Origin of the sequence: Streptomyces sp. NPDC019531, from assembly GCF_044903305.1 — a bacterium.
GTDB lineage: Bacteria > Actinomycetota > Actinomycetes > Streptomycetales > Streptomycetaceae > Streptomyces.
Genome location: NZ_JBJDQL010000013.1, coordinates 11433 through 24960, shown reverse-complemented (window position 1 = coordinate 24960; position 13528 = coordinate 11433). Strand labels below are relative to the sequence as shown.

Here is a 13528-nt window from a genome sequence, read left to right as displayed (position 1 = left end):
CGGCTCTACTGCGAGCCCGCCGGCCTGGCCCGCAACAGGGCCGCTCCCAGCGGGGTGAGGCTGTGCAGCACGGTCGCGGCGTGCCGGCGGCTGGTGATGAGGTTCGCCTCGCGCAGGGCTCGGGTGTGGAAGGTGACGGTGCCCGGCGAGACCCCGAGCGCCCGGGCGAGTTCCGCGCCGGTGGCGCCCACGGAGGCCAGATGGAGGATGGCGGCGCGATTGCGTCCCAGTAACGTCGCGAGCGGCGTGTCCAGGCGCTCGCGGTCCTCGGGACCGAGCGGCCGCTCGTGGTGAACCGGGTAGATCAAGACGGGCGGCAGCGCCGGGTCGGCCAGGGCCACCGGTTGTTGCCAGTCGAAGTACGAGGGCACGAGCAGCAGACCGCGCCCGTCGAGATACAGCTCCCGGGTGCAGCAGTAGTCGACCTCCAGAACGGGCGGCCGCCACCGTATGCCCGGGCCCAGACTGCGCAGCAGGCCGTCCGCGCCGGCGTCGAGGATGGCGCGCGCACGGAACGCCCGGTCGGCGTCGACGGCGGCCTGCATGTCCTCCTGGTAGGGCGCGATGACGGCGTCGTGGTAGGTCCGCAGCGCCGTGGCCAGCGCCGTGCGCCCGTCCCCGTCGGCGAGGCGGGCCAGCCAGGCCGGCGTTCCGTCGACGGTGGTGGACAGTCTGGTCAGCTCACCGCGGACCCTGGAGCGCGGTGCGCTCAGGACGGCCTCCACTCCCGCGTCGAGGCCGTCCCGGGCCTCGGAGGGTGTGAGGAAGTCCGGGAAGTAGACGGCCCGCGGGAAGAGCGGCAGCAGCAGCCGCAGGTCCCGGTTCAGCTCCGGCTGGCGCAGCCGCTGTCTGGCCGAGCGGTACCAGGCGGCGAAGGCCCACCGCCCCCGCCGGGTCTGGAAGCGGTGCAGGCTCATGGCGATCTCCCACATGGGATCCGGTCCCGACGCCACGCGGATCCGGCCGTGGTCCGCCTCACTGAGATGAATGCGCAACACGATTCCCCCCCCATTCTCTTGACATGTCTCATACATCCCCAGGGGGTCGTCCGCCAGAGCCGCGGTGGCTCCGTCTCGCGGAGCATCGCGTTCACCTCCACTCCCAGGGCTTTTCGAGCAGGTTCGAAGACTGTGGCCCGGCTCCTTGGAAGAGGGCACTGTGGGGCGTCAGTTGCACCACCACGACCACGTGAAAGAGGGGGAAACATGCGGCTGAGAAAGTTCATGACCGCCGTCGCGGTGTCCGGACTGGCGTTCTCCGGACTCGCCGTCGCGGCCACACCGTCGACCGCGGCGGAACACAACGGTGTCTGCGAGAGCGGTGAGTTCTGCCTCTGGTACAACCCCAACTACGCCAACGGCATCTGGGACATGTACGGCTCGGACAGCAACCTCCACGACAACTACTTCATCGGCAACTCCAGCCAGGTGGTCGGGAACAACTCCGCGTCGGCCAAGAACCGCGACAGCTATCGCTGGTACGTCTGCGACGGCACCGGCTACACCACCTGCACGGGCTGGTACGACCCGGGCGACGTCAACCCGCTGATGACCAGCTGGCGGAACAAGATCTCGTCGGCCTACTGGACGTCCTGACCCGACCGCACCGCTCCGGAGGCGCTCGCCACGGCCTCCGGAGCGGTCCGTCATCCAGCCGTCAGCGGAAAGGAAGAGACCTGTGCCTGCCCGGCCGACCCGCCGCCGTCACGCCACGCACCGCGCCGCACTTCTGACCGCCCTCCTGGCCGTCGGATGCTCGGCGGGCTCCGGCACCGCCACATCAGGAGGGACCGGCTCCACGGGCGGTCCGGGGGGCGAGCCGCCCGTGCGGGCACGGGTCGTTCTCGACGCCGCGAAACTCGAACTCCCGCTGGCCCGCTACTCGCTCAGCTGGGACGAGGGACAGCTGCTCAACCGGGCGGAGGTGCGCCTGGTGGCCGAATGCGCCGCGCGCTTCGGCGTCACCTACAGCAGGTCGAGCGACCCCGACGCGGACGAGGCCATGCCGAAGACCCTCACCGACCGCCGCTACGGTGTCGCCAACGCCGAGCAGGCCGCGACCGCCGGGTTCGACCTGACGCCGACGAAGGGCATCGACACCACCAAGGCCACGGAACGGTCCGACACGGGCCCCACGACCGAGACCGTGCTGAGCGGCGACGGACGCGCCCACGTCGGCGGCCGCGAGGTTCCCGAGGACGGCTGCAACGGCGAGGCCCGGCAGAGGATGGCCCGGACGGCACCGCCCAGTGAGTACCAGAACCTCCCGCTGGCCCTGATCGACCAGGGCTTCACGCTGTCCAGGCAGGACTCGCGGGTGCGGGCCGCTCTCGCCTCCTGGTCGGGCTGCATGCGCGGGCGCGGATTCGACTACCGCGATCCCCTGGACGCCGTGGCGGACCCCCGGTTCACCGACGGCACGAGCCCGCTGGAGATCAGGACGGCGACCGCGGACGTCGCGTGCAAGCGGGAGACCAACCTCGTCGGCATCTGGTTCGCGGTCGAGTCGGCGTACGAGAAACGCCTCGTCACGGACAACCTCGACCGGCTCGAAGAGGTACGGCGCGCGAACACGGCCCGAGTGGCGGCGGCCCGCGCCACGGGCTGACGCCGATCCCCAGACAGCAGCCCGCGCCACGGGCTCACAACGGTCCCCAGACAGCAGCCCGCGCCACGGGCTCACGCCGATCCCCAGACAGCAGCCCGCGCCACGGGCTCACAACGGTCCCCAGACAGCAGCCCGCGCCACGGGCTCACGCCGATCCCGAAACAGCAGCCCGCGCCTGGACCACCGTCCGCGCCCCGGACTCGCACCGCCCTCGAACCCGGCCACCGCTGCCCGGGCTTCACGCCCCGGACGGGTGGACTCCAGCGAGGCTCGGCGTCAGCGGTACGCCGGCGGCGGCGCTCCTCGGCCACCGGCGCGAGGTCAGTCGACGGACCGGCGCTCCCGGTGTCGTCGCCGGGCTGTGCATGCCGGGCGAGGGCAGTCCGGTCTTGCGCATCCTCGGCCGAGGACGTCTCTCAGACGGCGGACTCCATCCAGCCGGGCGGCTGAAGGATTCCCAGCAGCTGCCGCACCAGTTCCTCGACGACGTCGTCCAGGGTCGCGTCCACCCACCCCGCGTTCCAGTCGTGCAGCAGACCGTTCACCCCACCGATGAACGCCGTCGCGGCGAGCCGGAAGTCCCGCGGCGCGGCCTCGCCCCGGACCACGGCCCGCTGCGCCTCGGCACACACGAGGTCGAGCCACTGGGACCGTCTGGCCAGCCGCTGCTCCTCCAGCCGCGGACTCACTCCGATGATCTCCACGAACGTGATCCGCACCCGCCGCGGATCGGACGTGACATTCGCCGCGTACGCCCGGAAGATCACGGCCGCCCGCTCCGCGAGCGGCAGGTGGCCTGCGTCGGCCACCGCGGCCAGCACGGCTGCCGTCGCCCAGTCGTTGACCTGCAGATGCAGCGCGGCGAGGACGTCCTCCAGAGTGCGGAACTCCTCGTAGAACTGCCGGGTGGAAAGCCCGGCGGCCTCGCTGAGGGCCGCGACGGTCGTGGCGCGGTAACCGGGAGCGTCCCCGAAGAGCTGGAGTGCCGCGTCCAGAAAACGCCGGCGCCGCTCGGCCTGCCGCTCCGCGGCGGTCTTGCCGCCGTAGCGACCGGTCGGGGCCTTGAGTCTGCCCGTCACCGCACCTCCCATTCGGGCCGGAACGCTCCGGCCTCGCGCATGACGCCCAATTTTTATCGTGCACGCAGTCTTGTGGAGAAGGGCGCCCCTTCCTTACTTTGCAGTAAGTTCACTCTGAATGCACACGTCTTCAGATTTACCGCCTTGGCATGCCTACGTCATGAGCCGCCCAGAGGGAGACCCGCCATGCCCGTTCTCAGACCGAGGCACCTGTGTGCCATGGCCGCCGCCGTCGTCCTGACCGTCACCGCCCCCGCGACCGCTGCCTCCGCCGCGGACGCCGCCGCACTGCGCGAGGTGCTGTTCGTGGGCAACAACTGGGACGGCACGGCCGACGTCATCAAGTCCTCCGGCGATCTGGCGAAAATCGGCCGGATCAACGTCATCCCCGACAAGGACGCCCGGATGGCGGAGATCAACGCCGACCCGATCAAGTGGATCTACTTCATGGCGATCCGCAACAGCGTCGGCGAGGGCCACGACCAGTTCGTCGACGACATGTACTCCACCCCGGACGGCAAGTCCGTGGTCGTCTCGCGGCCCAGCTTCGCGGACGTCGTGTCCATCGACCTGGCCACCGGGAGCATCAACTGGCGCTTCCCGGTGTCGGGTTACCGCGCGGACCACATGTCGGTCTCCCCCGACGGCACCCGGGTCGCGGTATCGGCGTCGACCGCGAACACCGTGCATGTGCTGAACATCAACACAGGTCAGCAGCTCGGTTCGTTCGCCACCGGCGACAAGCCGCACGAGAACATCTTCACCAAGGACGGCAAGTACATCTGGAACATGGCGATCGGTGACGTGAACACCGACTCCGACGCACCCTGGCTGGACTGGACGAAGGGCGACCGGCACATCACGGTCGTCGACGCCACGACGTACAAGCAGGTCAAGGTCATCGACATGCGGGCCAGGCTGGACGCGATCGGCCTCACGGACTACTCGGACGCGGTCCGGCCCGCGGTGTTCTCGCCGGACGAGTCCAAGCTGTACTTCCAGGTGTCGTTCTTCAACGGCTTCTTCGAGTACGACGTGGCCACCGACAAGATCACCCGGACGAAGACCCTGCCGAAGAACCCGGCGACCAGCGACGACCGCACGACCATGGTCAACGACTCGCGCCATCACGGCATTTCGATGAGCCCGGACGGCAGCAAGCTCTGCGTCGCCGGCACGATGGACGACTACGCGACGGTGGTCAACCGCACGACCCTCCAGGAGGGGCCGCTGGTTGCCGCATCGAAGCCCTACTGGGCCACGGTCAGCGGTGACGGCAAGAGCTGTGTCGTGTCCGAGAGCGGTGCCGACCAGGTCACCGCGATCGACTTCGCGACCGGGCAGAAGACGGTGTCCGTGGCGGTGGGCGACCATCCGCAGCGGGTGCGGCTCGGGCATGTGGCGGCGGACTGGACGAGCCCGTCGTCGTAGGGGCTCACGCCTCTGTCCTTGCGTCGGGGCCCGCTTCGGCCCCGACGCAGGCGACAGTCAACCGATCTTCTGGGCCACCCAGTTGGCCAGCTCGGACTTGGCCGCGCTCAGCAGGGACGCGGAGGGCGAGGTCGCCCCGTTGGTCACCAGCGCGTAGTGCAGGACGCCGGAGTCCGAGTCGGTGAGGAGGAGTCGGCGGCTGCCCGTGCCGCCCGGTTCGACGGCCGTACCGACCGGGGTCGACGAGGTGTACGCCGGCGGGCCGTAGACCGTGCCCAGGTCGGAGACGACGGTGGTCGTCGAGGTCGGGAAGGAGGCGGGCAGATGGAGTTCGGTGGGCGCCGAGCCGCTGCCCGACCGCCACACCAGCACCGAGTACTGACCGGACCCGACCAGCGACGACACGTTCGGCAGGCTGCTCGGCACCGGGTTCCAGGTCAGGGTCGTGGAGCCGTCGCGTGAGCGGTCCTCGTAGGTGAAGGCGACCGTGCTGCCGGAGGTGGCGCTCGGGTAGATCCGGTCGAGGAGCCGGGCGTCCTGGCGGAGCACCGCGGTGCCGGAGTCGTCGAGCTTCACGGCCGACAGGTCCTCGTCGTTCCAGGCGTCGCCCGAGGTCATGACCTTGTCGGGGTTGTCGTTCATCAGCTCGTGGTGACGGCCGTTGTAGATGTCCCACTGCCACTGGGTGCCGGAGAGGACCGTGCCCGAAGAGGCGGGTGTGGTCCACCAGCCGGCGCCCTTCACCCGGGAGTCGAGGGCCTGGTACATCGCCTTGAGGACGGTCGGCGCCTTGCCGGCGGTGCTGCCGTTCAGGGGATGGCCGAACTCGCTGACGATCGCCGTCGTCCCGGTCGCCGAGGCGCGGTCACGGACGGTGCCGAAGTCACTGACGTACTGCCCGTCGGAGGCGTTGCCCCACATCAGGATGCCGGAGATGGCCTTCTGGTCGTAGAAGTGGGTGTTGAAGACGTACCGGGAGCCGAGCATGCCCGCGTCGAGGAGGCCGCCCTCCTCCTTGCTGACGTTGCCGTTCCAGAAGAGGTTCGGCTCGACCATCGCGGGCTTGTCCGTCCAGCCGGCCGCGTCCATCCGGGCCCGGAACTTCACATAGAAGGGCCACAGCACGTCGCGTTCCCAGGTGCGGCTGGTCTGGCCGGAGTCGTAGGTGCCGGCGTAGGGCTCGTTGTAGGAGTCGAAGCCGACCACTCCGGCGAACTCGTAGGTGCTGAGGTTCGCCTTGAGGTACGTCATGGTCTTCTGGGCGGTGGCCAGGAAGGAGTCCTGGAGGCCGTAGTTGTTGTGCCAGAAGTCGTACTGGCCGGCCTTCACCGCGCCGTTCTGGGTGATGTTCTGACCCCACAGCAAGCAGATGCCGCAGGATTCGGCGGGGTAGTTGCCGAGCGCCACCGCCCACGCGGGGGCGCCGTCGCCGGTGTACCAGCTGCCCGAGTTGAACAGCCAGCGGGAGTACAGGTCCTGGTGGAAGTCGGGGTAGACCCGGATGCCCGCGTCGAGGAACGCCCGCATCTGCGCGGTGGCGTTGGCCAGATAGGTGGTGTCGACCTGGCCCTTCACCGGTTCCGCGTACGCCCACGAGAGCAGGAAGCGTACGGAGTTGCCGCCGCCGAGGGCTCTCAGCGCGGTCGCCGACTTCTTGGCGTCGGCGACCGAGGCGAAGGGCAGACCGTGATTCTCGGCGAGCTTGGTCTCACCGGAGACGTTGTAGCCGCGCAGCACGACCTCGCGGCCGTTGCCGTCGACGAAACGGCCGTTCGCCACGGTGAGGGCGGTGCCGTCGAAGGACAGGGAGTCGGCGATGGTGGCGGCGGAGGCGGACGGGGTACCCGTCACCGTCAGGAATCCACAGAGGACAACCAGAACAACGAGCAGACGCGCGCGCAAGTTCGGCATGTACCTTACAATCCGACTCATCCGGCACACCGTCAACACTTATGACTGATGAGTAAGTTTCAGCTTTTCCGGGTAGCGGCCGGCCTAAACGGGACAATTCCGTGAGTGATCTGCGCGTAGTGATCGAAGACACTCTCCAGCTCACCCTCACCCCGGGTCAGTCCGGGCAGCCGCTGCTCCAGCTCATGGAGCCGGGCCGCCGGAACCGCACCTTCCACCGACCCGGTCCCTCCGCGAGCCGCCCGTGGCACGCCGACCGAGGTGTTCACCCTCGCCACCCGCCTCACCCACCTCACCCGAGTCACCCGAGTCACCCGCGAGCTGAGCCACCGCGACCCGGACCGGGCGATGGCCGCGCTCGCCTCCGCCGCGCCGGACTGGAGCGGCGGTACCCGGCTCGGTGAGCTGCTGCGGGAGTTCCTCGACCGACGGGCAGCGGGGCATGGCGCGCGGCGCGGTGGTCGTGGTGCTGTCGGACGGCTGGGAGCGTGGCGATCCTGGGCTGCTCGCGGCCCAGATGCGACGCTTGCACCGGCTGGCACACCCGGTGATCTGGGCCAATCCGCGCAGGCGCGTCCCGGTTACGCACCCCTGGCCGCCGGGTTGGCGGCGGCGCTGCCGAGCGTGGACGCGTTGGTCGAGGGGCACAGCCTGGCCGCGCTGGAGCGTCTGGCGGCGGTGGTGAAAGGAGCCGACGATGCGTGACATCCTCCCGGTGCTGCACGGCTGGTACACGGCAGGGGTGCCGTTCGGACTGGCCACGGTCGTCTCGACGAGCCGCAGCGCGCCTCGCGATCCGGGTGCGGCCATGGCGGTGGGTCCGGACGACGAGGTCGTCGGCAGTGTGTCCGGCGGGTGTGTCGAGGGGGCCGTGTTCGAGTTGGCCCAGGAGGTCGTGGCGAGCGGTGAGGCCCGCCTTGCGACCTTCGGGTACAGCGACGAGGACGCGTTCGCGGTGGGGCTCACCTGCGGCGGGGAGATCACCCTTCTCGTACGTCCCGTGACGGCCGCCCTCGATCCCGCGTTCGGTGAGCTCGCGGAGTCGGTCGCGGCGGACCGCCCGGTGACCGTGGCCACGGTGACCGACGGCCCCGCACGCCTCGGAGCCACGCTCGCAGTGTGGCCGGACCGGGTCTCGGGCACCCTCGGCACGACCGGTCTCGACGTGGCGGTCACCGCCGACGCACGCGGCGAACTCGCCCTGGGCGCGACCGGGTTGAGACACTACGGCCCGCGCGGCGAGCGGCGCGAGGACGCGGTCACCGTGTTCCTGCACTCCTTCGCCCCGCCGCCCCGCATGCTGGTGTTCGGCGCGATCGACTACGCGGCCGCGGTCGCCCGGATCGGCGCCTTCCTCGGCTACCGGGTCACCGTCTGCGACGCCCGCCCGGTCTTCACCACGCCGAAGCGCTTCCCGGAGGGCGTGGAGGTCGTCGTGGACTGGCCGCACCGGTACCTCAGCGGCACCCACACCGACGAGCGCACGGTGATCTGCGTGCTGACCCACGACCCCAAGTTCGACGTGCCCCTCCTTGAGGAGGCGCTGCGCCGCCCCGCCGCGTACATCGGGGCGATGGGCAGCCGCCGTACGCACGACGACCGGATGAAGCGGCTGACCGGGTCAGGGCTCTCCGAGGCCGCGTTGTCCCGGCTGCGCTCGCCGGTCGGCCTCGACCTCGGGGCCCGTACGCCGGAGGAGGTCGCCGTGTCGGTGGCCGCCGAGATCGTCGCGCTGCGCTGGGGCGGCACCGGAACCCCGCTGACGGCGACGGCGGGGTCGATCCATCCGCCTTCGTAAAGGCTGCCTGGAGGAAGTCATGGAACTGCACCACGAGTTCACCGTGCCCGTCCCGGTCGACGACTCCTGGCGGGCGCTCCTCGACATCGAGCGGGTCGCGCCCTGCATGCCCGGGGCGAGCGTCCAGGACTAAAGAACGGCAAGACGGTGACCGGCTCGGTGACGGAGGCGGTCCGGGCGGCCGAGGAACCCGATGACGAACCGTTTGACCTTCTGAGTGCGATCGGCATGCCGGTCGCCAGACGGGTCGCGGCCGCGGTGGCGGCAGCCGCGGTCGTGGTGCTCGCGATCACGGGGATACGACGACGGCCGAATCGAAGGGTGTGAGACGCGCCCGAAAGGGGTAGGCGCCGAATTGCGGCAGAGGGTGTCCGAGCCCTCGCCCAACCTCCGATCGGGAAGGAGGTCCGTGACAGCGCACACTCGCAGTGTCCGGGCCGCTCCCCATCTGTTCGGGGCGGCCCGGTTCTCATGACTCCCGGTGCGTCGGCCCGAGGACGCCCGGCAGCAGAGTCAGCACCAGCACCGCCGCGGCCGCATAGAGGCAGGCCGAGCCGAGCGCCACGGCGTGAAAGCCCCGCAGGAAGCGCGTCCGGTCGTCGGGCTGTCCCACGACTGCGCCCGCCACCGCGATGCCGATCGCGCCGCCGGTCTGACGTGCGGTGTTGTTGACCGCGGAGGCGAGGCCCGAGCGTTCGGTGGGGACGGTGGCGATGGCCGCCGCGACGACGGCGGGGGTGAGCAGTCCGCAGCCGATGCCCCACAGCAGGAACGCCGGCAGCAGGTCGGCGTACCCGGCGTGGGTTCCGGCGCGGGCGAGGAGCGCCAGTCCGCCCGCGGCGAGCAACAGTCCCGCCGCCGCGGGGAGCCGGGGGCCGAACCGGCTGGTGACGCGTCCGCCGACGGGGGCCATGACCGCGAGCGGGGCGAACAGGGGAATGACGGTGAGGCCCGCGAGCAGGGCCGAGCGGTGCTGCACCGACTGCAGGAACAGCATCAGCGCGAAGAGTGTGCCGAGGGTGCAGAGGTTCATGATCCCGGCGGTCGTGTTGGCCGCGGTGAAGGCGGGGCGCTTCAGGAGAGCGGGCGGCAGCATCGCGTCGTCGCCGCGCCGGAGTTCCGCCACGGCCAGCACGGCGAGGGCCGCCACGGCGACGGCCACCGCCGTGAGCACCTCCGGTGAGCCGGCACCGGAGTGTCCGCCCTCGATGAAGGCGTAGGTCGTCGCCAGGAGCAGTGCCCCTCCGGACAGCATCCCGGGCAGGTCCAGGGGCCTGGCCCGGGCTTCCCGGCTCCCACGCACCACCGCCGTGGACCACACCAGGGCGAGCAGCACGACCGGCACGTTGATCAGGAAGACGGCCCGCCAGCCGAGAGCGTCGACGAGGGCCCCACCCAGCAGCGGTCCGGCGGGCAGGGCGAGGCTGCCGATGCCCGCCCACACGCCGATGGCCCGGGCCCGAGCAGCATCGTCGGGAAAGGCCCGCCCGATGATGGCGAGCGTCCCGGGCAGCAGCAGAGCCGCGCCCACGCCCTGGATCACCCGGGAGGCCACGAGCACACCGACGCTCTGGGCGAGCCCGCAGACCAGCGAACCGATCCCGAAGACGCCGAGGCCGGTCAGCACGACCCGTTTGTGTCCGTACCGGTCCCCGGCCGCGCCGCTGGTCAGCATGAGGGATGCGAGCGCGAGCGCGTAACCGTCGACGACCCACTGCAGGCCCCCGACATCGGTGCCCAGGCCCGCTCCGATGGCGGGCAGGGCGACGTTGACGATGGTGACGTCGAGCAGCACCAGGAAATACCCGGCGCACATCACGACGAGGACGGTGCGCGGCGACCCGGAGTTCCCGGGGCTCACCGCGCGTCGGAGCAGCGTTACCGGTGCAGTGGCCATCTATCCGTCGTATCAGCCGGGACTGACAGTGCGGGCGTCCGGGTGCCCGTGGGCACGAGGGCGAAACGGGCCGTCAGCGCGGGGGCAGGCGGTGCAGGCGTACGTCCGTGAGGCGGCCGTCGGTCACCGTCGCCGTCATGTAGGTGCAGTGCGGCTGGCGGCGGCGGTCGGTCGGCGAGCCGGGGTTGAGCAGGCGCAGTCCGCCGGGAGCGGTGGTGTCCCAGGGGATGTGGCTGTGGCCGAAGACCAGGACGTCGGTGTCCGGGTAGTGGGCGGCGCAGCGGGCCTCCCGGCCCTGGGCCGCGCCGGTCTCGTGGACGACGGCGAAGCGCAGGCCGCCGAGTTCGGCGTACGCCACCTCGGGCAGCCTCGCGCGCAGCTCGGGTCCGTCGTTGTTGCCGTACACGCCGACGAGCCGTGCGCTGCGGCTCTCCAGCAGGTCGAGGGTGGCGGTGTCGACCCAGTCTCCGGCGTGGAAGACGACGTCGGCGTGCGGGAGCGCGGCGAGCAGCGGGGCCGGTAGCTCCTTGGCGCGCTTGGGAAGGTGGGTGTCGGACATCAGCAGCAGGCGCACGGGATCAGCCTAGGGGGGCCTGCGTCCCGCCTCGCGTCACCGGAGCAGGGCGAGCGGCACTTCCCCGCCTCGGCGAGACGGTCCCCAGGCTCGCCAAGACGGCCTGCTGACGCGGCACTTACGCGGCGGCGTTAACATCGGGCCACACAGCGTCGATCCGTGACGCAAGCCACAAGCCACCCAAGGAGTCCGGACACCGATGCCGGTCAAGGTCAGCGTCGTCATCCCCGTCTACAACCCGGGGAACTACATCGAGGACTGCATCGCCTCGCTGCGCAGGCAGTCCCTGCCCCCGGACGAGTTCGAGGCGATCTTCGTCAACGACGGTTCGACCGACGACACGCCCGCGCGGCTCGACGCGGTGGCCGCCGAGACCGCGAACTTCAAGGTCATCCACCAGGAGGCCTCGGGCTGGTCGGGCAAGCCGCGCAACGTCGGGATCGCCGCCTCCGAGGGCGAGTTCGTGATGTTCGTCGACAACGACGACTATCTCGGCGACGAGGCCCTGGAGCGGATGTACGACTACGCGGTCGCCAACGGCGCCGACGTGGTCGTGGGCAAGATGGCCGGCAAGGGGCGGGGCGTTCCGGTGGAGCTGTTCCGCCGCAACCACCCGCACGCCACCGTCGACAACGCCCCGCTGATCGACAGCCTGACGCCGCACAAGATGTTCCGGCGGGCGTTCCTCGACCGGATCGGCCTGCGCTTCCCCGAGGGCAGGCGCCGGCTGGAGGACCATGTCTTCGTCACGGAGGCGTATCTGCGCGCGGACAACGTCTCCGTCCTCGGAGACTACGTCTGCTACTACCACCTCAAGCGCGACGACGCCTCCAACGCGGGCTTCCAGCGCTTCGACCCCGTGGGCTACTTCCAGAACCTGCGGGAGGCGCTCGACGTCGTCGAGAAGTACACCGAACCGGGGCCCACGCGCGACCGGTTGTTCCGTCGCTGGCTGCGCAACGAAATGGTCGAGCGGATGCGCGGCAAGCGTCTGCTCAACGCGCCGGAGGACTACCGCAAGGAGCTCTTCACGGAGATCCGTGCCGTGGTCGTCGAGCGCTTCGGGCCCGGTGTGGCGGCCGGCCTCCAGCCCACCCAGCAGGTCGTCGCCGCGCTGATCGCCGACGGCCGGCTCGACGACCTGGTGGCGTTCGCCGAGTGGGAGGCCTCCGTCACCCCCAAGGCGGCGCCGGACGGCGTCGAGTGGGACGGCGGCGTCCTGCGGATCGGCCTGTCGGCCGAACTCGCCTCCCGCGGCACGCCGATGACTTTCCCCGCGGGGGGAACCGCGGCCCCGATCGCCGGGCCTCCGGCCTCCGTCGAGGAGGCGGTGGACCGGGTGGGTGCGCACAGCGTCGCCGGCTTCGGCCGTGCCACGGTCGATCTGCTGTTGCGTGAGCGGGCCAGTTCCGCCCAGTACTTCCAGCCCGTGGAGTTCACCCGTGAGACCGTCCCGGCGGAGGGGGACGGCCGGGTGCGGCTGGTGCTGCGGGGCACCGCGGCGGTGGATCCGGCCACCGCTGCCGACGGCAACCCGCTCGGCGCGGGGCTGTGGGACGTCTTCGTCCGCGTCAAGCTCGGCGGCTGGACCAAGCAGTGCCGACTGGGCCCGGTCCCCGTCAGGGGGCGTACGGCCACGGACGCCGGCGTGGTGGGCGGCCAGGTGGTGCTGCCGTACTGGACGACGAAGCAGGGCACGCTCGCCCTGGACGTCGACGCCGCGAGCGAGCGCCTGGAGCTCGGGCGTCTCACGCCCGGGGAGGTCACCGTCTCCGGCTCCCGTGTCGAGGTGCCGGTGCCGTTCCACGTGCCTGGGGACACTCCGGTGCTGCTGAAGTTCGCCCGGAGCTCCGGTGGCGTGTCCGCGCAGGCGTCCGGCACCCTCCGCCCCGAGGGCTCGGCGGCCCTTCTGGAGGCCGAGCTGCCCGTCGGCGACCTGGCCGGCGCGGCCTGGCGCATCGCGTTGAGCCCGGCGTCCGACGCGCCGGAACCCCGCTTCCATCCGCTGCCGTTCGCCGTGCGGGTGAAGGCGGGCAGGATTCGGGTCGTACGGCCGCCCCGGCCCGGTGCCCGGCCGCGACTGGTCCGCAGGGCGAGGCAGCTGGCCGGCAGAGTGGCCGCGCGGCTCGGGCTGCGCGGGAAGTGAAGCGCGGGGGGGGGGTGGGGGGGGGGGGGGGGGAGGGCCCCCCCCCCCCCCCCCCCGCGCGCGCCGGCGCAGAGTGGGAGTGGGA

At 71.1% G+C, this 13528-nt stretch carries 11 protein-coding genes and 3 pseudogenes; 8 read left to right on the top strand and 6 right to left on the bottom strand.

The genetic code is table 11. The features are described from left to right. Window positions 1–5: 5 nt before the first annotated feature. Entirely contained in the window at window positions 6–998 is a 993-nt protein-coding gene (locus tag ACI2L1_RS17765; RefSeq protein ID WP_404740244.1) for an ArsR/SmtB family transcription factor, read from the bottom strand. A 207-nt stretch (window positions 999–1205) separates the two neighbouring features. On the opposite strand from ACI2L1_RS17765, the gene ACI2L1_RS17760 reads away from it, so the two are divergent. Both ACI2L1_RS17760 and ACI2L1_RS17755 read left to right on the top strand, forming a co-directional pair. After that, window positions 1206–1595 (top strand): peptidase inhibitor family I36 protein, encoded by a 390-nt coding sequence (locus ACI2L1_RS17760; protein WP_404740243.1) that lies wholly within the window; start codon window positions 1206–1208, stop codon window positions 1593–1595. Between the two features lie 82 nt (window positions 1596–1677). Next, the gene (locus ACI2L1_RS17755; protein ID WP_404740242.1) at window positions 1678–2607 is read left to right on the top strand and encodes a hypothetical protein; all 930 of its coding nucleotides are present in this window, start codon (window positions 1678–1680) and stop codon (window positions 2605–2607) included. A gap of 416 nt (window positions 2608–3023) precedes the next feature. Here ACI2L1_RS17755 and ACI2L1_RS17750 read toward each other — a convergent pair whose 3' ends face one another. Further along, window positions 3024–3686: a TetR/AcrR family transcriptional regulator gene (locus tag ACI2L1_RS17750; RefSeq protein ID WP_404740241.1), complete on the bottom strand. Its 663-nt coding sequence runs from the start codon at window positions 3684–3686 to the stop codon at window positions 3024–3026. A gap of 186 nt (window positions 3687–3872) precedes the next feature. On the opposite strand from ACI2L1_RS17750, the gene ACI2L1_RS17745 reads away from it, so the two are divergent. Next, entirely contained in the window at window positions 3873–5117 is a 1245-nt protein-coding gene (locus ACI2L1_RS17745; RefSeq protein ID WP_404740240.1) for a YncE family protein, read from the top strand. Between the two features lie 57 nt (window positions 5118–5174). Here ACI2L1_RS17745 and ACI2L1_RS17740 read toward each other — a convergent pair whose 3' ends face one another. Both ACI2L1_RS17740 and ACI2L1_RS17735 read right to left on the bottom strand, forming a co-directional pair. Continuing rightward, window positions 5175–7028 (bottom strand): cellulase family glycosylhydrolase, encoded by a 1854-nt coding sequence (locus ACI2L1_RS17740; RefSeq protein WP_404740239.1) that lies wholly within the window; start codon window positions 7026–7028, stop codon window positions 5175–5177. Between the two features lie 59 nt (window positions 7029–7087). Beyond that, a pseudogene (locus tag ACI2L1_RS17735) lies at window positions 7088–7246 on the bottom strand (hypothetical protein); the annotation flags it as partial. A gap of 10 nt (window positions 7247–7256) precedes the next feature. Between ACI2L1_RS17735 and ACI2L1_RS17730 the strand changes: the two are divergent. The 4 genes and pseudogenes from ACI2L1_RS17730 to ACI2L1_RS17715 form a co-directional block, all read left to right on the top strand. Continuing rightward, window positions 7257–7733 (top strand): annotated as a pseudogene (locus ACI2L1_RS17730) (VWA domain-containing protein); the annotation flags it as partial. After that, window positions 7726–8826 carry an XdhC family protein gene (locus ACI2L1_RS17725; protein ID WP_404740238.1) on the top strand — a complete coding sequence of 367 codons (1101 nt, stop codon included), beginning with the start codon at window positions 7726–7728 and terminating at the stop codon, window positions 8824–8826. The pseudogene ACI2L1_RS17730 and the gene ACI2L1_RS17725, both read left to right, overlap by 8 nt. Window positions 8827–8845: 19 nt before the next feature. Next, window positions 8846–8988, top strand: a pseudogene (locus ACI2L1_RS17720) (carbon monoxide dehydrogenase); the annotation flags it as partial. Further along, on the top strand, window positions 8974–9153 hold the full coding sequence (locus tag ACI2L1_RS17715) for a hypothetical protein (RefSeq protein WP_404740386.1): 180 nt from the start codon (window positions 8974–8976) through the stop codon (window positions 9151–9153). The pseudogene ACI2L1_RS17720 and the gene ACI2L1_RS17715, both read left to right, overlap by 15 nt. 142 nt (window positions 9154–9295) lie before the next feature. Here the strand turns inward: ACI2L1_RS17715 and ACI2L1_RS17710 are convergent, their stop codons facing one another. Both ACI2L1_RS17710 and ACI2L1_RS17705 read right to left on the bottom strand, forming a co-directional pair. After that, complete coding sequence (locus ACI2L1_RS17710) at window positions 9296–10723, bottom strand: MFS transporter (protein ID WP_404740237.1); 1428 nt, start codon at window positions 10721–10723, stop codon at window positions 9296–9298. A 73-nt stretch (window positions 10724–10796) separates the two neighbouring features. Continuing rightward, window positions 10797–11297, bottom strand: coding sequence for a metallophosphoesterase family protein (locus ACI2L1_RS17705; protein WP_404740236.1), 501 nt, complete (start codon window positions 11295–11297; stop codon window positions 10797–10799). 199 nt (window positions 11298–11496) lie between these two features. On the opposite strand from ACI2L1_RS17705, the gene ACI2L1_RS17700 reads away from it, so the two are divergent. After that, entirely contained in the window at window positions 11497–13443 is a 1947-nt protein-coding gene (locus ACI2L1_RS17700) for a glycosyltransferase family 2 protein (RefSeq protein WP_404740235.1), read from the top strand. Window positions 13444–13528 lie beyond the last annotated feature (85 nt).

Excerpts from the sequence above, each read along its gene's own strand:
- ACI2L1_RS17740 (WP_404740239.1), bottom strand. The coding sequence starts at position 7,028 with ATGCCGAACTTGCGCGCGCGTCTGCTCGTTGTTCTGGTTGTCCTCTGT.
- ACI2L1_RS17725 (WP_404740238.1), top strand. The coding sequence starts at position 7,726 with ATGCGTGACATCCTCCCGGTGCTGCACGGCTGGTACACGGCAGGGGTG.
- ACI2L1_RS17760 (WP_404740243.1), top strand. The coding sequence starts at position 1,206 with ATGCGGCTGAGAAAGTTCATGACCGCCGTCGCGGTGTCCGGACTGGCG.
- ACI2L1_RS17710 (WP_404740237.1), bottom strand. The coding sequence starts at position 10,723 with ATGGCCACTGCACCGGTAACGCTGCTCCGACGCGCGGTGAGCCCCGGG.
- ACI2L1_RS17700 (WP_404740235.1), top strand. The coding sequence starts at position 11,497 with ATGCCGGTCAAGGTCAGCGTCGTCATCCCCGTCTACAACCCGGGGAAC.
- ACI2L1_RS17745 (WP_404740240.1), top strand. The coding sequence starts at position 3,873 with ATGCCCGTTCTCAGACCGAGGCACCTGTGTGCCATGGCCGCCGCCGTC.